Source organism: Acinetobacter sp. IRS14 (genome assembly GCF_034650275.1).
Taxonomy (GTDB): domain Bacteria; phylum Pseudomonadota; class Gammaproteobacteria; order Pseudomonadales; family Moraxellaceae; genus Acinetobacter; species Acinetobacter oleivorans.
Genome location: NZ_JAOVFN010000024.1, coordinates 1 through 25,137, shown reverse-complemented (window position 1 = coordinate 25,137; position 25,137 = coordinate 1). Strand labels below are relative to the sequence as shown.

Annotated in this window: 23 protein-coding genes; 13 read left to right on the top strand and 10 right to left on the bottom strand. The window is 38.9% G+C overall.

Annotated elements, in window-relative coordinates; translation table 11 throughout:
• Nucleotides 1-156: 156 nt before the first annotated feature.
• Nucleotides 157-408, top strand: coding sequence for a GlsB/YeaQ/YmgE family stress response membrane protein (locus ODQ17_RS16535; RefSeq protein ID WP_000269732.1), 252 nt, complete (start codon nt 157-159; stop codon nt 406-408).
• Nucleotides 409-458: 50 nt separating this feature from the next.
• On the opposite strand, the gene ODQ17_RS16530 is transcribed toward ODQ17_RS16535, so the two are convergent.
• Entirely contained in the window at nt 459-1,157 is a 699-nt protein-coding gene (locus ODQ17_RS16530; protein WP_322905002.1) for a DsbC family protein, read from the bottom strand.
• Between the two features lie 95 nt (nt 1,158-1,252).
• Entirely contained in the window at nt 1,253-2,215 is a 963-nt protein-coding gene (gene dmeF, locus ODQ17_RS16525; protein ID WP_322905001.1) for a CDF family Co(II)/Ni(II) efflux transporter DmeF, read from the bottom strand.
• A 57-nt stretch (nt 2,216-2,272) separates the two neighbouring features.
• Between dmeF and ODQ17_RS16520 the strand changes: the two genes are divergently transcribed.
• Entirely contained in the window at nt 2,273-2,536 is a 264-nt protein-coding gene (locus ODQ17_RS16520; RefSeq protein WP_004795563.1) for a metal/formaldehyde-sensitive transcriptional repressor, read from the top strand.
• 49 nt (nt 2,537-2,585) lie between these two features.
• Here ODQ17_RS16520 and mnmE read toward each other — a convergent pair whose 3' ends face one another.
• The 5 genes from mnmE to rpmH all read right to left on the bottom strand — a co-directional run bounded on the left by mnmE (nt 2,586) and on the right by rpmH (nt 6,685).
• Nucleotides 2,586-3,941, bottom strand: coding sequence for a tRNA uridine-5-carboxymethylaminomethyl(34) synthesis GTPase MnmE (gene mnmE / locus ODQ17_RS16515; RefSeq protein WP_322905000.1), 1,356 nt, complete (start codon nt 3,939-3,941; stop codon nt 2,586-2,588).
• Nucleotides 3,942-4,031: 90 nt separating this feature from the next.
• Complete coding sequence (gene yidC / locus ODQ17_RS16510) at nt 4,032-5,792, bottom strand: membrane protein insertase YidC (RefSeq protein WP_004795565.1); 1,761 nt, start codon at nt 5,790-5,792, stop codon at nt 4,032-4,034.
• 5 nt (nt 5,793-5,797) lie between these two features.
• The gene (gene yidD / locus ODQ17_RS16505; protein ID WP_003656027.1) at nt 5,798-6,118 is read right to left on the bottom strand and encodes a membrane protein insertion efficiency factor YidD; all 321 of its coding nucleotides are present in this window, start codon (nt 6,116-6,118) and stop codon (nt 5,798-5,800) included.
• Between the two features lie 10 nt (nt 6,119-6,128).
• Nucleotides 6,129-6,521, bottom strand: a complete 393-nt coding sequence (gene rnpA, locus ODQ17_RS16500) for a ribonuclease P protein component (protein WP_004795567.1) — start codon at nt 6,519-6,521, stop codon at nt 6,129-6,131.
• A 29-nt stretch (nt 6,522-6,550) separates the two neighbouring features.
• Complete coding sequence (gene rpmH, locus ODQ17_RS16495; protein ID WP_000831329.1) at nt 6,551-6,685, bottom strand: 50S ribosomal protein L34; 135 nt, start codon at nt 6,683-6,685, stop codon at nt 6,551-6,553.
• 681 nt (nt 6,686-7,366) lie between these two features.
• On the opposite strand from rpmH, the gene dnaA reads away from it, so the two are divergent.
• The 6 genes from dnaA (at nt 7,367) to ODQ17_RS16465 (ending at nt 15,129) form a co-directional block, all read left to right on the top strand.
• Nucleotides 7,367-8,773: a chromosomal replication initiator protein DnaA gene (gene dnaA, locus ODQ17_RS16490; RefSeq protein ID WP_005308372.1), complete on the top strand. Its 1,407-nt coding sequence runs from the start codon at nt 7,367-7,369 to the stop codon at nt 8,771-8,773.
• A 97-nt stretch (nt 8,774-8,870) separates the two neighbouring features.
• The gene (dnaN, locus tag ODQ17_RS16485) at nt 8,871-10,019 is read left to right on the top strand and encodes a DNA polymerase III subunit beta (protein WP_005308370.1); all 1,149 of its coding nucleotides are present in this window, start codon (nt 8,871-8,873) and stop codon (nt 10,017-10,019) included.
• 14 nt (nt 10,020-10,033) lie between these two features.
• Nucleotides 10,034-11,116 (top strand): DNA replication/repair protein RecF, encoded by a 1,083-nt coding sequence (gene recF, locus ODQ17_RS16480; protein WP_005308367.1) that lies wholly within the window; start codon nt 10,034-10,036, stop codon nt 11,114-11,116.
• Between the two features lie 52 nt (nt 11,117-11,168).
• On the top strand, nt 11,169-13,637 hold the full coding sequence (gene gyrB / locus ODQ17_RS16475; protein ID WP_004795574.1) for a DNA topoisomerase (ATP-hydrolyzing) subunit B: 2,469 nt from the start codon (nt 11,169-11,171) through the stop codon (nt 13,635-13,637).
• 37 nt (nt 13,638-13,674) lie between these two features.
• Entirely contained in the window at nt 13,675-14,067 is a 393-nt protein-coding gene (cybC, locus tag ODQ17_RS16470) for a cytochrome b562 (RefSeq protein ID WP_005308364.1), read from the top strand.
• Between the two features lie 135 nt (nt 14,068-14,202).
• The gene (locus ODQ17_RS16465) at nt 14,203-15,129 is read left to right on the top strand and encodes a hypothetical protein (RefSeq protein WP_013196505.1); all 927 of its coding nucleotides are present in this window, start codon (nt 14,203-14,205) and stop codon (nt 15,127-15,129) included.
• 50 nt (nt 15,130-15,179) lie between these two features.
• Here ODQ17_RS16465 and ODQ17_RS16460 read toward each other — a convergent pair whose 3' ends face one another.
• Nucleotides 15,180-17,111, bottom strand: a complete 1,932-nt coding sequence (locus tag ODQ17_RS16460; protein ID WP_013196506.1) for an ATP-binding cassette domain-containing protein — start codon at nt 17,109-17,111, stop codon at nt 15,180-15,182.
• Between the two features lie 253 nt (nt 17,112-17,364).
• Between ODQ17_RS16460 and ODQ17_RS16455 the strand changes: the two genes are divergently transcribed.
• The 4 genes from ODQ17_RS16455 to erpA all read left to right on the top strand — a co-directional run bounded on the left by ODQ17_RS16455 (nt 17,365) and on the right by erpA (nt 21,449).
• Complete coding sequence (locus ODQ17_RS16455; protein WP_322904999.1) at nt 17,365-18,369, top strand: putative solute-binding protein; 1,005 nt, start codon at nt 17,365-17,367, stop codon at nt 18,367-18,369.
• A gap of 255 nt (nt 18,370-18,624) precedes the next feature.
• Nucleotides 18,625-19,632 carry a putative solute-binding protein gene (locus tag ODQ17_RS16450; protein WP_003656045.1) on the top strand — a complete coding sequence of 336 codons (1,008 nt, stop codon included), beginning with the start codon at nt 18,625-18,627 and terminating at the stop codon, nt 19,630-19,632.
• A gap of 352 nt (nt 19,633-19,984) precedes the next feature.
• Nucleotides 19,985-20,989, top strand: a complete 1,005-nt coding sequence (locus tag ODQ17_RS16445; protein ID WP_013196508.1) for a putative solute-binding protein — start codon at nt 19,985-19,987, stop codon at nt 20,987-20,989.
• A gap of 124 nt (nt 20,990-21,113) precedes the next feature.
• Entirely contained in the window at nt 21,114-21,449 is a 336-nt protein-coding gene (gene erpA, locus ODQ17_RS16440; protein WP_003656048.1) for an iron-sulfur cluster insertion protein ErpA, read from the top strand.
• Nucleotides 21,450-21,512: 63 nt separating this feature from the next.
• Here the strand turns inward: erpA and ODQ17_RS16435 are convergent, their stop codons facing one another.
• Nucleotides 21,513-22,355 carry an alpha/beta fold hydrolase gene (locus ODQ17_RS16435; RefSeq protein ID WP_322904998.1) on the bottom strand — a complete coding sequence of 281 codons (843 nt, stop codon included), beginning with the start codon at nt 22,353-22,355 and terminating at the stop codon, nt 21,513-21,515.
• A gap of 127 nt (nt 22,356-22,482) precedes the next feature.
• Nucleotides 22,483-23,610 carry an anhydro-N-acetylmuramic acid kinase gene (locus ODQ17_RS16430; RefSeq protein WP_252611094.1) on the bottom strand — a complete coding sequence of 376 codons (1,128 nt, stop codon included), beginning with the start codon at nt 23,608-23,610 and terminating at the stop codon, nt 22,483-22,485.
• Between the two features lie 61 nt (nt 23,611-23,671).
• Here ODQ17_RS16430 and tyrS point away from each other — a divergent pair, with 61 nt between their 5' ends.
• Entirely contained in the window at nt 23,672-24,904 is a 1,233-nt protein-coding gene (tyrS, locus tag ODQ17_RS16425; protein WP_013196511.1) for a tyrosine--tRNA ligase, read from the top strand.
• The last annotated feature ends 233 nt before the right edge of the window (nt 24,905-25,137 follow it).

Genomic DNA, 25,137 nt, shown 5'->3' with positions numbered 1-25,137 from the left:
ACCGCGAGGTGCTATTTTTTTATATAAAACTTTAGCTTCGAACAAAAAAGACACAAAAAGTCGCAATCTGCTACAGACAAAATAGATGACTCTGCCGCACGATAGAATATGAAGCAAAATCATTAACTTCATCAAAAAAACAACTGGAGAACAAATATGTGGTCACTCATTGTCGCTATTGTAGTTGGTTTCTTTGCTGGCTTAATCGCTCGTGCCTTACATCCAGGGGATGATAAAGCAGGTTTCATCGTAACCACCCTAATTGGTATCGCAGGTTCACTTCTAGCCACTTATGGTGGTCGTTTACTTGGCCTTTATGGAGAAAATTCAGCTGCGGGCTTTATCGCATCTGTAATTGGTGCAGTCATTATTCTCTTTATTTACAATTTAATTGCACGAAAAAGTTAATGACTTTTAGGCAATAAAAAAGCACCTGATGGTGCTTTTTTTAATTCATTTTATAAACCTAATTCTTTCCACACTGCCTGAATTTCTTCGGCAGATCGAGCGCCTACCAGTTTAAATCCATTTGCAAAAATTAAGGTAGGGGTACCATTAAAACCTAGTTTCTTTCCAAGCTCTAAATTACGGTCAATTGGATTAGCACAGCTTGCAACTGTTGGTTTAACACCTTGTTGAATCAGTTTTTTCCATGAATAGGATTGATTTGGTGCACACCACACCTGTCTAGAAACAACAATAGACTGGGGTTTTAAAGGATAGATGAACGTGTAAATGGTCACATCTTTCAGCTTATCGAGCTCAGGTTCAAGCTGCTTACAATAAGGACAGTTTGGATCAGAAAATACTGCTAAAACATGCTGTCCATTACCTTTAACCGTTTTAATCGCATCTTTTAAAGGTAATTGTTTCCAATCAATTGAGTTCTGTCCTAACACCAGATCTTTGGTCAAATTCTTCTGATCTTTTAATCGAATCATAGAACCAACAAGCATATGCTGACCATCTTCACCAATATAAATAATTTGCTGATCGAGATTAGCACTATATAGCCCAGGCATTTCGGTTTTCTGAATATTGCTAATTTTCAAATTAGGATATTGTTTTTTAATATTTTCCCTAACAGTATCTACATTAGCGAAACTCACACTTGCAGTTAAGCTAAATAACGCCAATATTCCTAATTTTTTAAGCATAAAACCGACTCATAGGTAGGAGAGGAGATCATTTTAATCAGTTCAGCTTTTGAAAACAGAACTGATTACCGAGTTATAACCAAACTGCCACTCATTTATGCCAATGTTTCACGTGGAACATAAGCAGGTTTTAGAATATTAATTTCTACCGATATATGCACAATTTCATCATGAATTGATAAAGCCTGACGAATCTGATCTGCGGTTAAAGAAATATCATCAGTTTCGAGCGCTAAAATACAAGAAAACTTACCTTTTGCAACTTTCCAGACATGAATATCCGTAATTTCAATGTGTTTAGGAAATTCAGCAATCACTTCACGAATTTCTTCAACCACAGGATGGTCCATTTCTGCATCTAAAAGGGTTTTTCCTGTCTCTTTCATTAACCCAAGAGACCATTTTGCAACCAAAATAGCGCCTAGAATTCCTAAAAGTGCATCTAAAAAATCCCAACCGAAATATTTACCCGCGCAAAGCGCAATAATTGCAAAAACGGAGGTCACAGCATCTGCAATCACATGTAAAAAAGCAGCTTTTTGGTTTAAATCATGATGGTGATGTCCTTGTTCATGCTCATGATGGTGATGGTGATGGTGATGGTGCCCATCATCGTGAAGTAACCATGCGCAAATCAAGTTAATGACCAAACCTAAAATTGCAATGGGAATCGCTTCATTATAAAAAATCTCAACTGGATTAAATAAGCGTTGTATCGACTGAAAAGCCATAAAAATGGCGACAACCATCAGCAAAATCGCACTGCTATAACCCGCTAAAATCTCGATTTTCCAAGTTCCAAAACTAAACCGACGATCTTTGGAATAATGACGAGCTGCATGATAAGCAAAATAGGCTAAACCGAGTGCCAACATATGTGAACTCATATGCCAACCATCAGCCAGAAGCGCCATCGAATTGAAAAACCATCCGCCGAATATTTCTAACACCATCATAGATGCCGTTAAAATCGTTGCAATCAAAATACGTTTTTGTGCAAGTGGATTTCCTTCATCAAACTGATGTTGATGATGACGTGATACACTATAATCCTGCATAAAATTTAAACCCAATATACTCCATACCAGTATATTGAATTATACAAGAGAACACAGATGAGTCACATTGGTCAGGATAAAAAAATAGTTAATCGTGTAAAACGACTAAAAGGGCAAATTAATAGTATTGAGCATGCCGTTGAACAGCCTGATATTTCATGCATAGAAATACTGCAACAAGTTGCTGCCATTAAAGGTGCGATAAACGGTTTGATGAGTGAATTGATGGAACAACACTTACATCACCATGTGCTCAAAGAAGCACAAGTTGATCAGAATGAGTTAGATGAGTTTTTAAAGGTTCTAAAAAGATACGGTTAACGAGGTGACTGAATGACACAGCCATGTGCATCATTCAGAGTTTTTTTAATTATTTTCCAATACAAAACGAACCAAAGATTTTGCCTAATAGGTCATCAGCGCTAAAGTCACCAGTAATTTCACCTAAAGCATTTTGAGCAAGGCGTAATGATTCAGCAACGAGTTCACCTGCGTTAAACACAACAAGTTGCTCATGTGCTTCTGAAAGATAGAGCTGTGTGCGCTTCATTGCGTCTAAATGACGTGTTCTTGCAATAAAGGTGTCTTCCTCAGGGTGGAAGCCTGCATGCGCTGTAATCGCATCTACGAGGCCTTGTACGCCCATCTCTTGTTTTGCTGAAACTGAAATATGACGGAACCCTTGAAAATCGTTTATTTCAGCTAATTGACCAGTTAAATCGCATTTATTGCCAATTAACATTAAGCGACGCGGTTCAATGTGTTCAGCAAAATATTCTTGAGCAAGTTTTAATGGGTCATCGCCTTGATTTAAATCATAAACCAGCAATAACAAATCAGCTTGTTCAATTTCTTTAATTGCTCTGCGAATCCCTTCTTTTTCAACAATGTCACCTGTTTCACGTAGGCCAGCTGTGTCTGTTAAGGTGATTGGTAGGCCATTTAAGCTAATTTTTTCATGTAAAACATCGCGAGTTGTACCAGCAATATCGGTCACAATTGCGCGCTCAATGCCAGCTAGCGCATTCAACAAGCTCGACTTACCTGCATTTGGTTTACCCGCAATAACGACTTGTAAACCTTCACGTAGTAATTGACCTTGTCGTGCAGATGTTTGAACAGCATGGACTGACTGCTGAACATCTTCAAGTAAAGCTAGAATCTTACCGTCTGCCAAGAAATCAATTTCTTCTTCAGGAAAATCAATTGCCGCTTCAACATGCAAGCGTAAATGGATCAGCTTTTCTAAAACCGTATTAATTTTTGTTGAAAAAGCGCCTTGTAAAGAGCGAACAGCAGAACGTGCTGCAGCTTGTGAAGTCGCATCAATCAAGTCGGCAATTGCTTCTGCTTGTACCAAGTCCATCTTGCCATTTTCAAAAGCCCGCATGGAGAATTCACCAGCTTTTGCAGCAATTGCACCAAGCTCAAATAGACGTCCCAGCAAAGCATTTTGGATGACTGGACCACCATGACCTTGTAGCTCTACAACATCTTCACCTGTAAACGAGTGGGGATTAGGAAAGCATAGAACAATCCCTTCATCCATAATGCTGCCATCAGCATCATAAAACTTACGAAAACCCGCCATACGTGCTTCAGGCAAGTTTTTCTCTGTCAGGTTTTGAGCAATCTCATAAGCTTTAGGTCCCGATAGGCGAATCACCCCCACACCACCACGCCCTGGTGGCGTTGCAATTGCGGCAATCGTGGTTTGACTTTGCATATTATTCACCTAAAAACCTAAAATCCAGCCAAAGAAAAATCCGCCTAAGATTACCATCTTAAGCGGATTTATTCAGCAAAAGTTCAACGATTAAGAAGCTGATTCAGTCTTATTTATACGACTTTTTTCAACGCTCTTATTAATAAACGACTGCTGTAAAATAGTAATACTGTTGTTCACAATCCAGTACAGCACGAGACCTGCTGGGAAGAACAACATAAATACCGTGAACATAATCGGCATAATGCGGAACACTTTTGCCTGCATAGGATCAGCAGGTTGCGGGTTCAACATTTGCTGCGCAAACATCGTAGCACCCATGATCAACGGCAAGATGAACCAAGGATCCATTGCTGACAAGTCTTGAATCCAGCCTAACCACGGTGCGTGACGTAATTCCACACTTTCCATGAGTACCCAGTACAAAGCAAGGAAAATTGGCATTTGTAGCAACAATGGTAAACAACCTGAAAGTGGATTCACTTGCTCACGTTTGTATAAAGCCATCATTTCTTGCGAGAAGCGCATACGGTCTTCACCGAATTCTTCTTTCATGCGTTGCATTTCTGGTGCAATCACACGCATTTTCGCCATAGAACGATAACTTTTTGAAGATAAAGGCCATAAAATCATCTTCACCATCACGGTAAGTAAGATAATTGACCATCCCCAGTTGCCCACAATGCTATGGAAGAATTGAAGACCTAAGAACAATAACTTGGCAATCGGCCATAACCAGCCATAATCGACAGTCTGATTCAAGCCAACCGCTAAATCTTTTAATTCAGATTGTACTTTCGGACCTGAATAAAGTTTTGCGTCCACTTCCATTGAAGTGCCTGCCGGAACATTAATCACTGGTGAGGTAAAACCAATGATATTCATATGATCAGCAGATTGACGAGATTCAAGTTTAGCTACATAAGGCTGACCATTTGCTTGAGTCAGTTTAAGATTCCCAGGAATCCAAGCACTTACAAAATAATGCTGAACAATCGCAACCCATCCACCTTTCGCTTCAGTATTTACTTTTTCTTCTGAGAAATTAGCAAACTTAAGCTTGTTGTAGTGTGAATCAGGTGTTCCCCAAGCTCCACCTAAGAAAGTTCCTAGAGTGAAAATACCTTGAGAAGATTTACCAGGATCATCAGAGTTATCACGCTTTAATTGTCCAAACATCTGACCTTGCCAGCTTTGTTGGCTACGGTTAATCACTTGATGTCTTACAACAATTGGATATTGCCCTTGGGTAAAGGTGAAAGTTTTAATAATTTCAACGCCTTCAGGTGTTTTAAATACCATTGGAACGTTTAAAACTTTTTCAGATTGACCCTTTTGATCCTGTACACCCTTAGCATCAGCCAAAGTATATGATGTTTTTTCAACCGCATATAATGGACGACCACCACGACTGCTATCTGGTCCATTCAAACCAATTAAGCCAGATTGAGCAACATATGTACGCTTGGCATCATTTTCAAGCATAACAAATGGCTGATCGCTGTCTTTGCTTTTGTCGTGTGAGAGTAATTCAATACGAACAATATCACCACCTTTTGGATTGATCCAAATATGGTAAAGGTCAGTTTGTACTGAAATAAGCTGTTGATTCACAGGTGCAGTTGCATCTGTGGTTTGTGACTGCGCAATATTTGCTTGTGGCACATCGGAAGCCACTGTTGCATTTTTAGCATTTGGCAAATCAGCAGATACTTCATGTGAACTTACAGCCGCCGCTTGTTTTTGCGGTGCAGTTGCAGCATTTCCATAATCTTTTTGCCAAGCCAAAATGAGCAAATATGCGGTGACAAACATGGCCCCGAGAATTGCAAACCTGGCCCATTGTTGCATATCTATTACCCCAAATGGTTAGAGAGATTTTGCTTCAGTAAACGATCACGAAAGGGTACAGCAACATGATGCGTTTGAGAATCTATTTGATGAAACGAAATAAAACGAATTGCTTTTGGCGGTACCGGATCATATCCAGATCCGCCCCACGGATGACAACGACAAATTCGTTTAGAAGATAACCAAACGCCTTTGATTGCACCATGAGTTTGCAATGCTTCTATCGCATATTGGGAACAGGTCGGGATATAACGACAACGGGGTCCAAGAAGCGGACTAATCGCAATTTGATACAGTCGAATCAACCAACGTAGAAAACGAACCATTGGCTATCTCTTAATTCTGCGAGGTTGTGCCAACTTTAGAATGTTTTTTTGCTAAGCGTTGTAATTTTTGCCAAGCAAAATCTAATTGTTGATATAGCTCAGCATTCGTAATCGCTTCTATACCGACTTTCGGCATTACCACAATATCTATATCTGATCCAAAATTCGGCTGATGTAGACGAAAGCTCTCACGAGCAAGACGTTTTATTCGATTTCTTTCATGCGCACGGCGCACTTTTTTCTTAGCAACAACAATACCCAAACGGCTATTAGGCTGTTCGGTTAATTTTGCAAGAAATAAAAAATGGGGTTGATGCACTTTAAAAAGCGCACCATCGAATACACTTTTATAATCTGCAGCACAGCGTATTCGCACATCTGTGCTAAAATTGTAAAGTGTCATCACACCCAAGTCTGGTCAGCGTAACAGTATTAAACAGTTAAGCTATGACGACCTTTTGCACGACGACGAGCTAATACTTGACGACCAGCTTTAGTTGCCATACGAGCACGGAAACCATGAACGCGTTTACGCTTTAATTCAGATGGCTGGAAAGTACGTTTCATATCGAAACTCCCAAAAATGATCTTTCTATAAAGGTCCGCGATTTTATTGTGCAATGTTTACGCTGTCAATGAAAAACCAAGAAAGTTTTGTATTTAACCCAAATTTTTAATCTCTCTACTTCTTTTTATGATTGTCATAATTCAGTGCAATATATAGTTTTCAAAGTTATACACAAAGTAATTGTCTATTTTTATTAGAACTTTTATTATATACACACCTTATATACATATTTATCAACAAAACAAGATATGATCTTGGCTTTGATTTGCTGCATTTGAATTTAAATTCATATTTTGTAGTTATCCACAAAAGATCACACCCCTATTAAATAAATTCAAATTTTAAAATTTATATTTATTCTTATTAGGAGCGGTTTTTTCTGTGGATTTCGTACTTTTAAATTTAAAAAACATGTATTTGGGTTGTTGATAACTCTGTTTTTATTATATTTATGGATTGTGGATAAGTTTGTGTGATAATTTATCCACAGGTTGTGCAAAAAGTTATACACAAGTGGTTTTGAATTTAAATTTATTCACAAGAGTTTTCTTTTTAGACAAAATCACTCGAATTCGTCATGACAGATGTGGATAACTTGGTTAGAATGGCGACCCCTTCTCATATGGAAGGGTGAATCTTTAGATTGTTTGAATTTAAAAACGCAAAAATAGGGGATACACATGCTTTGGACAGACTGCTTAACTCGCTTGCGACAAGAGCTCTCTGATAACGTCTTTGCGATGTGGATTCGCCCATTAGTTGCTGAAGAAGTAGAAGGGATACTACGTCTCTATGCTCCTAACCCTTATTGGACGCGTTACATTCAAGAGAATCATTTAGAATTAATTTCTATATTGGCTGAGCAGTTGTCAGAAGGACGTGTACGTCAGGTTGAGATTTTAGTTGATTCTCGTCCTGGCAGTATCTTGTCATCGAGCGAACAACCAGCAACCACTACAGCTGCTTTGCAAACTGCACCACCACAAAGTATTAAAGTAAAAAAAGAGCCTGAGTCTGTTTCTAGCCCACATGCGAATAGTGTCGTCAATCCGAAAACATCAAAAAAGAAACTACTGAATCCTCAGTTTACTTTTTCTTTATTTGTTGAAGGCCGTTCGAACCAGATGGCTGCTGAAACATGTAGAAAAGTATTAACTCAATTAGGTGCTTCACAGCATAACCCTTTGTTTTTATACGGTCCTACAGGATTAGGTAAGACACACTTAATGCAAGCAGTTGGTAATGCTTTATTACAAGCCAAACCAAATGCTCGTGTGATGTATATGACTTCTGAGAGTTTTGTTCAGGATTTTGTGAGTTCTTTACAAAAAGGCAAAGTAGAAGAATTTAAGAAGAACTGCCGTTCTTTGGATTTATTATTGGTCGATGATATTCATCTCTTAGCAGGTAAAGAGGCGAGTCTAGTTGAGTTCTTCTATACATTTAATGCTTTACTTGATGAATCTAAACAAATTATTTTAACTTCAGACCGTTATCCAAAAGAATTAACAGAGTTAGATCCACGTTTAGTTTCCCGTTTTTCTTGGGGACTTTCAGTAGGTGTTGAACCACCAGATATTGAAACTCGTATCGAAATTTTATTAAAGAAAGCGGAAAATAGCGGCGTTGATTTACCTCGAAATTGTGCACTATTTATTGCACAACAAGTCGTTGCTAACGTACGTGAACTTGAAGGGGCACTTAATAAAGTCGTTGCAATTTCTCGTTTTAAAGGTGCTCCAATCGATCTTGACGTTGTGCGTGAGTCTTTAAAAGATGTGTTGGCTATCCGTGCACGAACGATTAGTGTAGAAAATATTCAGCGTGTGGTGAGTGAGTATTTCCGTATCCCATTAAAAGAATTAGTAGGGCCCAAACGTACGCGAATTTATGCTCGACCACGTCAGTTAGCAATGGGACTTGCTCGTGAATTGACCGGTGATAGTTTTCCTGAAATTGGAATGGCTTTTGGTGGACGCGACCACAGTACCGTGATGCATGCTTGTGAAAAAGTAACCAGTCTGCGCGGAGAAGATCCAATTTTTGACGAAGATTATAAAAATCTACTGCGTCTACTTCAGAGTTAATGAAATAATAAGACATTGTTGCAAAGTCTACGTAAGTGCAGCATAGTACACAGCTAAAAAATGAAATATTTGCTCCAAGTTGCTAGAGGAATGAATCGTGCGTTTGAAAATCGCTAAAGAAAGTTTACTCAATGTTTTATCGCATGTTGTCGGTGCGGTAGAACGTCGTCATACATTGAATATTCTTTCAAACGTCAAAATTCAGACTAATGCTCAGGCGCTCACCATTACTGGTTCCGATTTAGAGGTCGAACTGGTTGCGAGCACTGTTTTAACAGAAGGGGCATGCCTTGAAGCAGGGGAAACCACAGTCCCTGCGCGTAAATTAATGGAAATTTGTAAATCATTGCCTACAGCTGCATTAATTGATTTACAAATTACTGAAGATCAAAGATGTATCTTAAAATCTGGTAATAGCCGTTTCGTATTAGGAACTTTACCAGCAGAAGATTATCCATTATTGACGACTGAAAATAGTCAAGGTACTCAAGTACAGGTAACTCAACGTGAGTTAAAGCGTTTATTTGAAAAAACTGCTTTTGCGATGGCTGTACAAGATGTACGTTTCTATTTAACAGGTACTTTATTGGAAATTGATGAAAATCAATTACGTGCAGTAACAACAGATGGACACCGTTTAGCACTTTGTGAAATTACGGCTTCTTCTACATCATCTCAATTGGTTCAGGCCATTGTACCTCGTAAAGCTGTTGGTGAATTACAGCGCTTATTGAGTATTGAAGATGAGCAATTAACATTGTTGATTGGTCGTGAGTTGTTAAATGTAACCATCAATACGCCAAGTCGTGACAAAGAGCAGGGTGATATTACTGTTCGTTTTACAACAAAATTGATTGATGGAAAATTCCCTGATTATCGTCGTGTAATTCCACGTGGTGGCGATAAACATGTATTAATTAGCCATGATGTATTTAAGCAATCATTACAACGTGTTGCAATTTTGAGTAATGAGAAATTGCGTGGTGTTTTCTTGAATTTTAATCAAGATTCTTTACAGCTTCGTGCGAATAACCCTGAGCAAGATGAGGCGATTGAAGATTTAGCTATCCAATATCAAAACGTACCGCTTGAAATGTCATTTAATGCGCAATATTTGCTTGAAGTATTGGGTGTACTTGATGGCGATGACGTAAACATGAGTATGAGTGAAGCGAATCAGTCTGTTTTGGTTCAAGACCCAGCACATACTGATCAAACTTATGTAGTTATGCCGATGCGTGTATAGTCTGGCTATCTAATATGCATCTTACGCGCTTAAACATTGAACGTGTGCGTAATTTAAAAACGGTTGCACTCCAAGGGTTGCAACCGTTTAATATATTTTATGGCGCTAATGGTTCAGGGAAAACTTCAATTCTGGAAGCAATTCATTTGCTTGCAACTGGACGATCATTTCGTACTCATATTCCTAAAAATTATATTCAGTATGCTGCCGAAGATGCGATTGTTTTTGCACAGTCTAGTACTGAGAAAATTGGCATGCAAAAGTTAGCATCTGGTGAGCAGTTGATGAAGGTCAATGGCGATACCGTAGCTACCCAAGGCCAACTTGCCAAATTGCTTCCATTGCAGCATCTTGATCCACAAAGTACCGACATTATTGACCATGGTGCAAAACCACGGCGCCAACTTTTAGATTGGCTGATGTTCCACGTGGAACCTGAATTTTATTTTGCATGGCAATACTATTCGCGCGCATTAAAACAGCGAAATACATTACTTAAAACCCGAAGAAATTTGTCATTGGCTGATTTAGAGCCTTGGAACAAAATGCTGAGTGATTATGGTGAAATTTTGCACTCTCAGCGCTTGGGTATTGTGGAACAATGGAATGTGTTTTTTCAAAACGATTTGAGCCAATTACTCCCTGATCTTGAAATTGAACTGGAATATAGTCCAGGTTTTCATACAGAGCAGGGACTCATGCAAGACCTGCTAAATCAACACCAAAAAGATATCGAAAGACGGTATACCGAATATGGTCCACATCGTGCAGATTTGCGCTTAAAAACCCCGTTTGGACACGCTGATGTGGTTTTATCAAGAGGTCAGAAAAAACTGCTGATTATTGCTTTAAAACTGTCACAAATTGCAATGTTACATGCGAGTAATAAGGAAACTGTGGTATTATTAGATGATCTGACAGCAGAATTAGACTTAACCGCACAACAACGTTTAATTGAACGATTAAGCCAACTTGGTAGCCAGGTTTTTATGACAACTTTAGATCATGCATCGGTAAAAAAACACTTACATGATCTGTCTATTTCATATCAATTATTCAATGTTGAATCCGGTCAAGTTAGTCTTGCTTCACCATAATTTTTTGATGTTAACCATCTTTGAATAAACCTATATTTGCTAGGGAGAAACCATGAGTTCAGAGTCTCAATCAGCCTCTCAAACAGAACAAACCAATGAAAAGGCTTATGATTCCTCTAGTATTAAAGTATTACGTGGATTAGATGCAGTTCGTAAACGTCCGGGTATGTATATTGGGGATACAGACGACGGTACCGGTTTACACCATATGGTATTCGAGGTAGTCGATAACGCGATCGATGAAGCTTTAGCTGGGCATTGTGATGAAATTATTGTCACTATTCATGAAGATGAGTCAGTAAGCGTTTCTGATAATGGCCGTGGTATTCCAACCGATATTCACCCCGAAGAAGGTGTTTCTGCAGCGGAAGTAATTCTTACCATTCTGCACGCAGGTGGTAAGTTTGATGACAACAGCTATAAAGTTTCAGGTGGTTTGCACGGCGTAGGTGTTTCTGTTGTAAACGCACTTTCGCGTAAATTACATTTAATGATTTCTCGCGCTGGTCAAGTGCATGAGCAGGAATATCAACACGGCGATCCGCAATATCCATTACGTGTGATTGGTGAAACAGATAAAAGCGGTACAACAGTACGTTTTTGGCCGAGTGCAGAAACTTTTAGTCAAACTATCTTTAATGTAGAAATCCTAGCGCGTCGTTTACGTGAGCTTTCATTCTTAAACGCGGGCGTGCGTATTGTTTTACGTGATGAACGAATTAACCTTGAACATGTGTATGACTACGAAGGTGGCTTATCTGAGTTCGTAAAATACATTAACGAAGGTAAAACTCATCTGAATGAGATTTTCCATTTCACTGCGGATACAGATAACGGCATTGTTGTAGAAGTAGCCTTACAGTGGAACGAAAGTTATCAAGAAAACGTTCGTTGTTTTACCAATAACATTCCTCAAAAAGATGGTGGTACGCATTTAGCAGGTTTCCGTGCAGCGTTGACGCGTGGTCTTAACCAATATCTTGAAAATGAAAATATTATCAAGAAAGAAAAAGTCAATGTAACCGGTGATGACGCGCGTGAAGGTTTAACTGCTATTATTTCGGTAAAAGTACCTGATCCGAAGTTCTCATCTCAAACCAAAGAAAAACTGGTATCGAGTGAAGTAAAACCAGCAGTTGAGCAAGCAATGAACAAAGAGTTCTCTGCTTACTTACTTGAAAACCCGCAAGCTGCAAAATCGATTGCAGGTAAAATTATTGATGCTGCACGTGCACGTGATGCTGCACGTAAAGCACGTGAAATGACGCGTCGTAAAAGCGCGCTTGATATCGCTGGTTTACCAGGTAAATTGGCAGATTGTCAGGAAAAAGATCCAGCACTTTCTGAACTATATCTTGTCGAGGGTGACTCTGCAGGTGGTAGTGCCAAGCAAGGCCGTAACCGTAAAATGCAGGCTATTTTGCCGTTGAAAGGTAAAATCCTGAACGTTGAACGTGCGCGTTTTGACAAAATGATTTCTAGTCAGGAAGTAGGTACATTAATTACCGCTCTTGGCTGTGGTATTGGCCGTGAAGAATATAATCCCGATAAGCTACGTTATCATAAAATCATTATCATGACCGATGCCGACGTTGATGGTTCGCACATTCGTACCTTGTTATTAACGTTCTTCTTCCGTCAAATGCCAGAATTGGTTGAGCGTGGGCATATCTATATTGCACAGCCACCTTTGTATAAATTGAAAAAAGGTAAGCAGGAACAATACATCAAAGATAATGATGCATTGGAAACTTATTTAATTTCAAATGCGATTGATGAGCTATCTTTGCATACCAATGCTGAAGCACCTGCTATTACGGGTGAAGCTCTTGCAAAAGTAATTCAAGACTATCAAGTTTCACAAAAGAGCTTACAGCGCTTAACTTTACGTTATCCAGCTAGCTTATTGGATGCTTTACTTGAAGTAGAAGCATTCAAGAGCGATCAAAATCATGATCAGGCTTATGTACAACAATGGGCTGATCAAGTAAAAGCTATCATTACAAGATTACAGCCAAGTCTACGCCCAGAAATTACACTAGAGTCATTTGAGCGTGAAAATGCTCAAGGTGAAAAATCTGCGCATTATTGGCCGCGTATTACAGTATATGTTCATAACTTGCCACACGCATATTTGCTTGATGCAGCTTTATTGAATTCAGCTGAGTATGCACGTTTGTTGAAAAACTCGAAGAGCTGGTTCAGTTTGCTTGAAGATGGTGCTTATTTACAAAAAGGTGATCGCCGTATTCAAGTGGCTAACTTCCATCAAGTTTGGCAGCATATTTTGCAAGATTCGCGCCGCGGTATGATGATTCAGCGCTATAAAGGTCTTGGCGAGATGAACGCTGAACAGCTTTGGGAAACGACAATGGACCCCGAAAACCGTAATATGTTACAGGTAACTATTGACGATGCGATTGAAGCAGATCGTATGTTCTCTTGCTTGATGGGTGATGATGTGGAACCACGTCGTGCATTCATTGAAGAAAATGCTTTAAATGCGGATATTGATGCTTAATTGATAACACGATTCTAAATCAGTCTAGGGAGAGAAGATGATGGGTCAAAAAGTATTAGCTAGTTTATTAATCTCATGTGCGTTTCTAGGAAGCTCTGCTGTTTGGGCAGCTGATTTAGAAACAAATATGAAAACTTTAGCTAAGAGCACTAAAGCATTTGCTGAAGCGAAAGATGCTGCTAATGCGAAACAACAACTTGTTGTAATGCGTGAAGCAGCAGTTTCTTCTAAGCAATATTTGCCGCATAAACTCGAAGGTTTACCTTCAGGAAATGTACAGGTAAAAGAGTACCAAGCTGGTTTAGATCAGCTGGTTACTGAGATTGATAAAGTAACTGCATTAGTTGAGCAAGGACAATTAGACCAAGCAAAAACTGAAGCAATCAATTTAGTCAAAATTCGAAATGAAAATCATAAAAAATTTAGATAATTGATTTTTTATGGGAAAGGGCTAATCATCATTAGCCCTTTTTTTGTATCCAGAAAAGCATTTTTTTTAACACCTAAACTATTGGAAGTTATATTCTCTAGGCGGTACTTACTAATAACAATAGGCAATATAATTATGAAAAAGATTTATAAACTCATATTGGGTAGCATTGTTTTTGTCACTAGTGTGTTTCAATTGCATGCTGCTACAGTCCCGACCTTTTATGGCAAATTAGTATTTCATCGTTATAGTGATTATGACGCATGGGACAGTAAGCTTTATCTTTATAACTTCACAACGCAACAGACTACATTACTGGGCACAAACTGGAAAATCGACCATATGATGAATGGTCATTTTTCCCCAGATGGGAAATGGTTAACTTTTATGGGGGTTAACTCTGGGCAGCATTATGGCGATGCATGGGATGTGTATGCTTGGAAAGTGGGTAGTAGTGAGTTACCCATTAACTTAACTCAGGGAAATAACAAACGCGATGAAGATCCAAAATTCATAGATAACCAGCGTATTATTTTTAAACAAAATGGTGATTTAAAAATCGTTAAAATGACGGATCGGACGATTACTTCTGTCACTCAAAATGGTTGGGACATAGAAGAGTCAATGCCTTATCCGATGGTAAATACCACCCAAATCTTGTATGCGAAAGGTGCTGGAAATAATTCTAGAGTTTTCAGTATTGATCAGTCAGGTGCCTATGATACACAACTAACCAATATTGCCTCATATTATCCCGTATGGTGGCAAGGCAGTCAGTTTTTATATGTGCGCTGGTATAGCTCAACAAATGCCCATGATCAGATCTATCTCTATGATATAGCTAATAAACAAACCACACGTTTGCCATTTAACAGCATTAATTATGATACTTCAGATCCAGCGCCTTTAGATCAGCGTTACATGGTGGTGTCTCTTGCCGGACAAACAGGCAGTCGAGGCGGTTATGATCTATATATCGCAGATAGCCAATCAAGCAATGTTTGGCCTTTACCTGTAAATAGCAATTTAAATGAATTAGGGGCTTTTTATACCCCTTATTAATTAATAAAAAAGCCGATTAAGAAATCGGCTTTTTTATTTTAGAAAACAGATTAATCAAAAGAAGCTTCCATTTCTTCTAACTCCATCATGAGTTCTAAAAGCTGCTCTTCGTGTTGCTCAAGTTTAGCCTTCAGCTCAGTCTGTTCATTCATAAGTTTGAGTAAATCGTCTTTACGTGCAGCCTCATATAGAGATGTGTCTGCTAGAGATTCTTCAATTTTGGCAAGCTGCGGTTGAAGCTTCTCAATTTGAGACTCAACTTTTTCAATGTTTTTACGAATAGGTCGAGTTTGTTCACGACGGCGAGCTGCTTCTTTACGCTGTGCTTCTTTATCAACTTTAGCTGGGGCGGCAGCAGTGGTTGAGGACGAATTATTTTGAGCCACAGCAGTTTGAGCATTGATAAGTTGCTGACGTGCTTCACGTAGCCATTTTGCATAATCCTGTAAATCACCTTCGAATTCGGTACATTTACCGCCGTGTACTAAAAGAAGCTCGTCACAAACACTTGCAATAAGTTGACGTTCGTGGGAAACCAGTACAACAGCACCCTCAAAGTCTTGTAATGCCATGCTCAGTGAGTGACGCATATCTAGATCTAAATGGTTCGTCGGTTCATCGAGAATTAAAACGTTTGGACGCTGCCATACAATGAGTGCGAGGGCTAAACGGGCGCGCTCTCCACCAGAAAAGGTTTCACATGGCGTATCCATGCGTTCGCCACTAAAGCCAAAACTACCTAAGAAAGAACGTAGGGTGGCTTCACTAATTTTTTTATCTGCTATACGAGCAAGCTGTAACATTGGAGTAGCATGGCCATCTAAAGCATCCATTTGGTGCTGTGCAAAGTAACCAATGTTAAGCAGTTCAGAAGCTTTACGTTCACCTGCTAAGAGTGGTAAATCACCAACCAAGCTCTTAATCAATGTTGACTTACCTGCGCCGTTCATACCAAGTAAACCAATACGTGAGGTTGGTGTAATTTGTAATCTGATTTTTTCGGCTATTTGTTTATCACCATAACCAATGCTGGCATTGTCTAAAGTCAGCAAAGGAGAACTCATTTTGGTGGGTTCACGGAAACTAAACGTAAACGGCGTATCTACATGAGCGGGTGCAAGTTGCTGCATGCGCTCAAGTTGTTTAATACGACTCTGCGCCTGACGAGCTTTAGTCGCTTTTGCTTTAAAACGGTCAATAAACTTTTGTAGATGAGCACGTGTTTCTTCTTGTTTCTCAAAAGCTTGTTGTTGTTGGGCAAGACGTTCACTACGCGTAGTTTCAAATGTAGAGTAGTTTCCGGTGTAAAGCGTGAGTTCCTGATTTTCGATGTGAAGAATATGATCAGTAATTGCATCTAAAAAGTCGCGGTCATGCGAAATGAGGATGAGTGTACCTTCATAGGCTTTAAGCCAATCTTCTAACCACAGAATTGCATCCAAGTCTAAATGGTTAGTTGGTTCATCTAGTAATAATAAATCTGAACGACTCATAAGGGTACGCGCCAAATTTAAGCGCATACGCCATCCACCTGAGAAACTCTCAACGTTTAAACGTAATTGATTTTCTAGAAAACCAAGACCAGCCATGAGTTGGGCTGCTTTAGATGGTGCTGAATAACCATGAATTTCATCAAAGCGGCCATGCAATTTAGCCAATTCAAAATCAGTCAGTTGATCTGGTTGAGCAAGCTTATTTTGAATATCCCAAAATTCTTCATCACCAGAAAGAACAAAATCAATTGCAGGCATATCTAAGGCTTTTATTTCTTGAGCCATATGCGCTACAGTCCAGCCTGTAGGACGAGTAAGTGAACCTTCATCGGCACCTAAACTTCCAAGTAATGCAGCAAATAATGTTGACTTACCTGCACCATTTACACCAGTTAGACCAATCTTCCAACCTGGGTGTAATTGCATAGACGCTTTTTGAAATAGAACACGTCCACCGCGGCGTAAAGAAACTTGGTCAAATTGAATCATCTTATTGTATCGAGGTGAGTTAGGGATGCTGTATTTTAAAGAGAACTGCCGATGAAAACAAAACTTTCCGGATTTTAGTGAGCAGCTGTTAATAATTACATATATCAAGACATTCTAAATTTCGCTATTCGTCCGAAATTCTCAAAATATTGAACAAGATAGAACACATTTAAAAAAATATGGCTAAAATAAAAACAGTTTAAATTTTGGTTGATTAATGAGCTACTAATAAAACTAGACTAAGGAAAGTCAAATGAAAAAAAGATTGGGGATAATTGGCGCAGCATTTTGCTGTGCTATGGGAACAGCACATGCGGGACAAAATGTGTGTGTGTTTGATTTATTAGGAAAGTCAGGTGAATCCTATAAACTGATGGAAGAGTGGGCGCTTGCAGCGAAACAGTGGCAAGCAGATATCACTTTAATTCCATTTCAAGATGAAGCTTTGGTTGACCGTAAGCTGCGTGAAGGCAAGTGTGATGCCGCTTATATGACTTCCATGCGGGCGAGAAATTACAATAAATTTGCAGGTTCGATTGATGCGATTGGTGGAGTAACCAGTAATGCCATTGCCCAAAAAGCAATTAGCTACGTTTTAGATAAACGTAATAAACATCGTATGGTAACTGCACAAAATGGAGCCAATTACGAAGTCGTCGGGATTGTTCAGATTGGATTGGCTTATTTATTTGTAAGAGATAAAAACCTGAATTCAATTGAAAAAGTACGCGGTACTAAATTTGCTATTTTGCAATATGACACAGCACAGAAGATTATGGTGGAAAGTGTTGGCGCGCAGCCTATTCCTTCAGAAATTACCGATTTTGTGAAAAAGTTTAATAGTGGACAAGTCGATGCAATTGCGGCACCAGCTTATGCTTATAAACCTTTAGAGATTGGTAAAGGGGTGGGAGGGAAAGGAGCAATGTTTACTTTCCCAGTAGTTAACGTTACGGGTGATTTAATTGCTCGAAGTGATAAGTTCCCTACAGATTTCGGTATAAAGTCACGTGCTTGGTTTCTACAGCAATTACCCCAAAACTTTGCCATGATAAAACGGCTAGAAATGGGTGTACCCTCAAAAATTAAAATGAATTTTTCAGCCGAAGATAAAACTAAATATCAAAAAATTTTACGTGAAGGTCGCCTCAGCTTAACAAAACAAGGTGTATACGATGCAACAATGATGAGTGTGCTGAAGCGTGCTCGTTGTACGGTTGAAAGAACTAATTTTGAATGTACCCTTAATGGAGAGTAGTTTATTTTTTAAACACAAAAACGCTACATATATTTCAAAGCTGAATATGGGTATGAAAATTGTGAATATAAAAAGTAACTTACGGAAACTTAGTGATTTTTACCACTAATAAATAATTTAAATTGAACAAACAATGGTTCAATGAGATAAAAATATTTGAGTAAAAGCTCTATTTTTTTCTAAAAAACATGATTAATATCTGTCTTTGAAAGGAAACTTCAAACAAAAAATCTGTTCCGTGGAAGGATGAAGAAAATGAAAAAAATCGTACTTGCTATGGCTGCCGCTTCTGTTGTTGGTTTTTCTGCTTCAGCGCAAGCAGCGAGTACCGTATGTGTATTCGACCTCTTAGGAAAAGCAGGCGACTCATATAAAATGATGGAAGAATGGGCTCTAGCTGCAAAAGGCTGGGGTACTGAAATTAACTTAGTTCCTCGTCAGGACGAGGCTGTTGCTGATAATGATTTTAAAGCAGGCAAATGTGATGCTGTAGCAATGACAGCAATGCGTGCACGCCAATATAACAAATTCGCAGGATCTATCGACTCACTCGGTGGTGTTCCAAACAACCAAATCGCTCAACGTGCAATTACCTATGTATTAGATGCGCGTAATGCAGCAAAAATGACCACTAATATGGGTGGTAAAAAATACGAAGTTGCTGGTATTTCTCCGCTAGGTTCAGCATTCATTTTCGTACGTGACAAAAACATCAACTCTGTTGAAAAAGCTGCGGGTAAAAAATTCGCCGTGTTAGGTTATGACGATGCACAAAAAATTATGGTGCAACGTGTAGGTGCTCAAGCGGTTCTTTCTGATATTTCAAACTTTGCCGCGAAATTTAACAATGGTCAGGTAGATATGGTAGGTGCGCCTGCTTATGCTTACAAACCATTAGAGTTAAATAAAGGTTTAGGTGCAAACGGTGTAATGTGGAATTTCCCTGTATTACACGTTACAGCAGATCTAGTATTACGTTCTGATAAATTCCCAGCGGGTTTTGGTCAAAAATCTCGTGACTGGTTCGTTAAACAGTTACCTAAGAACTTTGCAATGATCAACCGTTTAGAAGCGCAAATTCCTGGCAAATACAAAATGAACTTAAGTGCAGAAGACAAACTTAAGTATCAAAAAATGTTGCGTGATGGCCGTATGGACTTAACTAAACGCGGTGTTTACGATGCAGGAATGATGTCTGTATTGAAAAAAGCACGTTGTTCTGTAGACAAGGCTAACTTTGAATGTTCAATGCCTGGTGAATAATTCTAATTTCTCTCAAAAAGCCTAGACTTAGTTCTAGGCTTTTTGTTTTATATGTGCTGTCAATTCTGCCATTGTGGTTAATTAGAAAGACGTTAAGCTAAATTTAGATAAAAACTTCATAAGGAAACATGAAGGTATAAAAATGGATCAAGGACTTGAGTGATTAAAATAATTGCTAATAGGTGGGGCAATCGCTATCTATTTTTCATGGAAATAAAATCATAAAAGCAAATAGGGTCTATACAAATATTCCATCATGATTTTTATATGAGGCCTATCCGATTCATACCTGATCGGTGTGAAATTTCTTGGTATCGAAAAACAAAAACTCCACAAGGAAAGGAAAAAGAATATGCAATTTTCCAAAATGCTATTACTTGCGATGGGACTTACTACAGTTTCTTTTGCAGCTCAGGCTAAACAAACAGTATGTGTTTTTGACTTCGTTGGTAAAAATGGCGATGTGTATGCACTAATGAAGGATTATCAACTTGCCGCTAAAAACTGGGGAGCTGATATCGAACTTAAAGTAAACCAGAATGAAGCTGTGATTGCTGAAGATTTTAAAGCAGGCAAATGTGATGGTATTAGTGTGTCAGGGATGCGTGGCCGTCAATTTAACTCATTTACTGGATCATTAGACGCGATCGGGGCCATTCCTGACCTCAAGCTTGCTGTAAAAATAATGCAAGGTTTAGCGAGTCCGACTTTTAGTAAATATATGGTTAATGGTCGCTATGAGGTTGTCGGTGTTATTCCAGTTGGTGATGCTTACCTTCTAGTAAACGATCGCAGCATCAATACAGTAGCGAAAGCCGCAGGTAAGAAAATTGCTGTTCTTGACTATGATGAAGCACAAAAAATTATGGTTCAGCAGGTAGGAGCACAGGCTGTTAGTGCTGACGTAACCAATTTCGGTGCGAAATTTAATAACCATCAAGTTGATATTATTGGTGCGCCAGCAGCAGCATTTAAGCCTTTAGAGCTACAAAAAGGTTTAGGAACAAAAGGTGCGATTGTGAACTATCCGATCTTACAGGTCACCGGAAATATTATTATCCGTCCTGATAAGTTCCCAGCTGGTTTTGGTCAGAAATCTAGAGAATGGGTTTCAGGTCAGCTACCACGTGCCTTTACCATCTTGGGTAAAATGAAAGCTGATATTCCACAAAAATACTGGATGGATGTTCCTGCAGCCGATAAACCAGGCTACCAAAAGCTTATGCGGGAGTCTCGAATTAACCTTACACAACGTGGTGTGTACGATAAGCGTATGATGAAACTACTGTGGCAATTCCGTTGTAAGCAAGATGCTAAAAACTTTGAATGTGGCTTACAGGACGAGAATTACAAATAATCTTGATAAAAATACTCAAGATTCGCTTTAAACTTCGGAGACAGACCCTATATTGATTATGCTATACTCAATATAGGGTCTTTTTTATTTTGAAAGGCACAGCAAAATCCGAGGAACAATCATCATGAATGCCCAAGCTCTAGTTTTGACAGATAATGCTGCCAATAAGGTACGCCAACTCCGTGATAGTGAAGGGAATGACGATCTCATGTTACGTGTATATGTAACAGGAGGCGGGTGTTCAGGGTTTTCGTATGGCTTCAATTTTGCTGAAAGCGTAAATGAAGATGATGCAGAATTCGTAAATGGTGATGTAAAAATGCTTGTTGACTCACTTAGCTATCAATATTTAATTGGCTCAGTGGTTGACTATGTAGAAGGTCTTGAAGGCTCACGTTTTATTATCCAAAACCCAAATGCGACAACAACATGTGGTTGTGGTTCTTCGTTCTCGATTTAAAAAGAATTTTAAAATTAAAAAAAAAACCTCTCTATTTTGAGAGGTTTTTTATTTATCAGATCATCATTGATCACGTATAGATTCTAAAAAATATTGCACCAGTTCAGGCGCATTCTGATATGGAATCCAATGCGATGCATCCATAAAAACTGCGTCATAACTATTTTTAAAATAATGTGAGTTTAGCTCGGCACTTTTTTCTGTAACGGCAATATCATGTTTACCCCAAATAAATAGAGTAGGGACATCTATGACTTTAAACGGATTTTGAGGCTTGTCCCAAAAAAAGCCACGATACCAATTCAACGCCGTAGTTAATCTATTTTCTTCTATAAACTCAGCCTCGAACATCGCAATTTGCTCTTCGGTCATACCTGATGACTTAAGAAATTTACGGCCCAATTTAGGTATCTTTTTAAATAAAAGTTCGGGCAGAATCGGTAGCTGAAAAATTGCAAAATAATAAGATTTAAAAAGTTGTCTGCTGCTTAAACATGCTTTTAAAAAAGCAGCTTGATGGGGCACAGAAACTAAAGTGAGATGCTGAATATATTGTGGATACTTCATCGCAACGCCCGAGGCAATTGCCGAGCCCCAGTCGTGCCCAATTAAATAAACTGGCTGACCAAGCTGCTCAATTAAACTTGCCACATCTTCTACAAGTTCACTCAGTGAATATTGAAATCGGCTTTGAGGACTAGCATTTAAACTATAACCACGTTGATGAATCGCAAGCGTTCTAAATTGTTGCTGATGCAATAACTCGGAGGTTTGCTCCCAACTATGAGCAGTTTCTGGAAAACCATGTAATAAAACAACGAGTGGACCATCTATAGGGCCTGAATCAATCACATCGAATGTCCAAGCCCCACGTGTATATTGAGAAATACGTTTAGTCAGATCCATACAAACATGCCTTAAATTATTTTTGTTGGCATTCATCATGAGTTTTTATGCTCATTTAAATAACAGCATTTCGGGTCAGTAAATGTGCTATGAGGTCGAATCTGACCACTCAAATCAATAAACAGTTTTATACCGCCGTGATCGTACCTAGAATTCTGAAATCCGAAGCACCTGTTACTGCGGGCAAATTACCACTTAAACCATTTACAAAACGCATTGCTAACCATGCAAATGCTGTAGCCTCCACCCAAGTAGGGGAGAGTCCTAAAACATCTGTAGGTTGAACAGACCAATTGTGCTTACGAAGACGCCAACGTAATTGTTCTAATAAATAAGAGTTATAAGCACCACCACCACATACATATACTTCACCTGTTTCCATCTCGGAACGATAAATCGCTTTTTGAATAGCACGCACAGTAAGCTTTAATAAGGTGGCTTGGATGTTTTCAGGTGTATCTTCTAATTCATCGTAAGTTAAATCATTTCGCCAATCGATTAACTGATCATCTAACCAGTCAATATTAAAGTCTTCACGTCCTGTGCTCTTAGGTGGTTCTTTAGAAAAATATTCATGGGCGTGAAGGCGGTCGAGTAAAGAGCGAATAGGATGACCATAAGCTGCCCAGTCACCATTTTCATCATATGGATGACCTGTATGGCGATGGCACCAAGCATCCATCAAAATATTTGCAGGCCCTGTATCAAAACCAAATACGCCGTCAGCATTATTGGCAGGCAGCATACTCACATTAGCAATACCACCCAAATTCAAAATCACACGATGAATACTTGGATGTTGAAATAATGCTTGATGGAAAGCTGGAACCAATGGTGCGCCTTGACCGCCTGCAGCCATATCTCTACGACGGAAATCTGAAACAACTGGAATCTGAGTAATTTCAGTAATGATGTTGGGATCACCAATTTGTAAAGTAAAACCATGTTCTGGACGATGACGAATGGTTTGTCCATGCGACCCAATTGCTTTAATTTGACTACGATCTAACTGGTTTTTTTCAATGAGAGTATTAATCCCATGACCAATCATTTTGGCTAGAGCAACATCAGCTTTACCCATGCGGTCAATTTCATTGTCATCAGGCAAAGTTAACGCCATAAGCTCATCACGTAACTCGGGTTCAAATGGAACTGTAAGAGTGGCATGAAGTTGTAGTGGCTCAAATGAAGCCGCAACAATATCCACACCATCCATACTAGTGCCAGTCATTACGCCGATATAGATTGCGCTCATATGCAACTTCCCCTGCAAGACGCTGAAAAAATGTTAGTATATCGCACAAATTGAATAACTGATGTGTTTAGGTTTTGTGATGTCAAATTTCTTGCCCGCCGAAGAACAGCTTGCCCTCATCCAACGAGGCACGCACGAAATTATTTCAGAAGAAGATTTACTGAAAAAGCTCAAAGAGAATCGTCCTCTTAAAATTAAAGCTGGTTTCGACCCTACAGCGCCAGATTTACATTTAGGACATACGGTTCTTATTAATAAATTAAAAACCTTCCAAGATTTGGGCCATGAAGTTACCTTCTTAATTGGTGACTATACAGCGATGATCGGTGACCCAACTGGTAAAAGTGCAACTCGTCCGCCGTTGTCACGTGAACAAGTGGAAGCCAACGCTAAAACTTATCAAGAACAAGTTTTCAAAATATTAGACCCGAATAAAACAAAAGTACGTTTTAACTCAGAATGGTTTAATCAAAAATCTGCTGCTGACCTTATTCAGCTAGCAAGTCAGCAAACTGTATCTCGTATGTTAGAGCGTGATGACTTTACTAAGCGCTATAGCAATCATCAGCCAATTGCAATTCATGAGTTTTTATATCCTTTAGTTCAAGGTTATGACTCCATTGCGCTTGAAGCTGACGTTGAGTTAGGTGGCACAGACCAGACCTTTAACTTACTTATGGGTCGTACTTTACAAAGTCGTTATGGCCAAGAATCGCAAGTGTGTATCACTGTACCGATTCTAGAAGGTTTAGATGGCGTAAATAAAATGTCTAAATCTTTAGGTAACTATATTGGTGTATTTGATACACCAGGGGCAATGTACCAAAAAGTTTTATCAATGCCAGACTCTTTAATTGAACGCTATTTCGATTTATTAAGTTTTAAATCTCTAGATGAGATCAAAGCTTTATTAGAAGAAATTGCTGCTGGTCGTAATCCACAAGAAGTAAAGCGTATTCTTGCACTTGAGCTAGTTGAGCGCTTCCATGATGCAGAAGCTGCCGCTAATGCACATAAAAGTGCTGGCAACCTTATTACAGAAGGTGAAGTACCAGAAGACACCCCAGAGGTGACTATTTCGCGTGGTGAGTTTGGTGGAGAAATCTTTATTGCCACGATTCTACGTGTAGCTGGATTAAATCCGAATGCTGCAGCTGCAAAAGATGCGGTAGCTCGCGGTGCAGTAAAAGTTGACTGGAATGCTGTTGATGCAGGTTTCTCTGTAAAAGAAAACGGTACTTTCATTATTCAGTCAGGTAAAAAAGCAATTGCACGTGTAACGTTCACTGACTAAGAATGTTATGTAATGATAAAAAAGCAGGAGTAATCCTGCTTTTTTATTTAAGGATTAAAAAAACAATTCAACGTTCCACGTGGAACAATTTATAGATCAGTAATAATGAAAAGTAATCAAAGCAAATAACAAGATAGAGCGAAATATAGCTTGAGAATAGAGCATTTGCTCTAATATGTCTTTGGAATCTTTGGAATCTTTGGAATCTTTGGAATCTTTGGAATCTTTGGAAT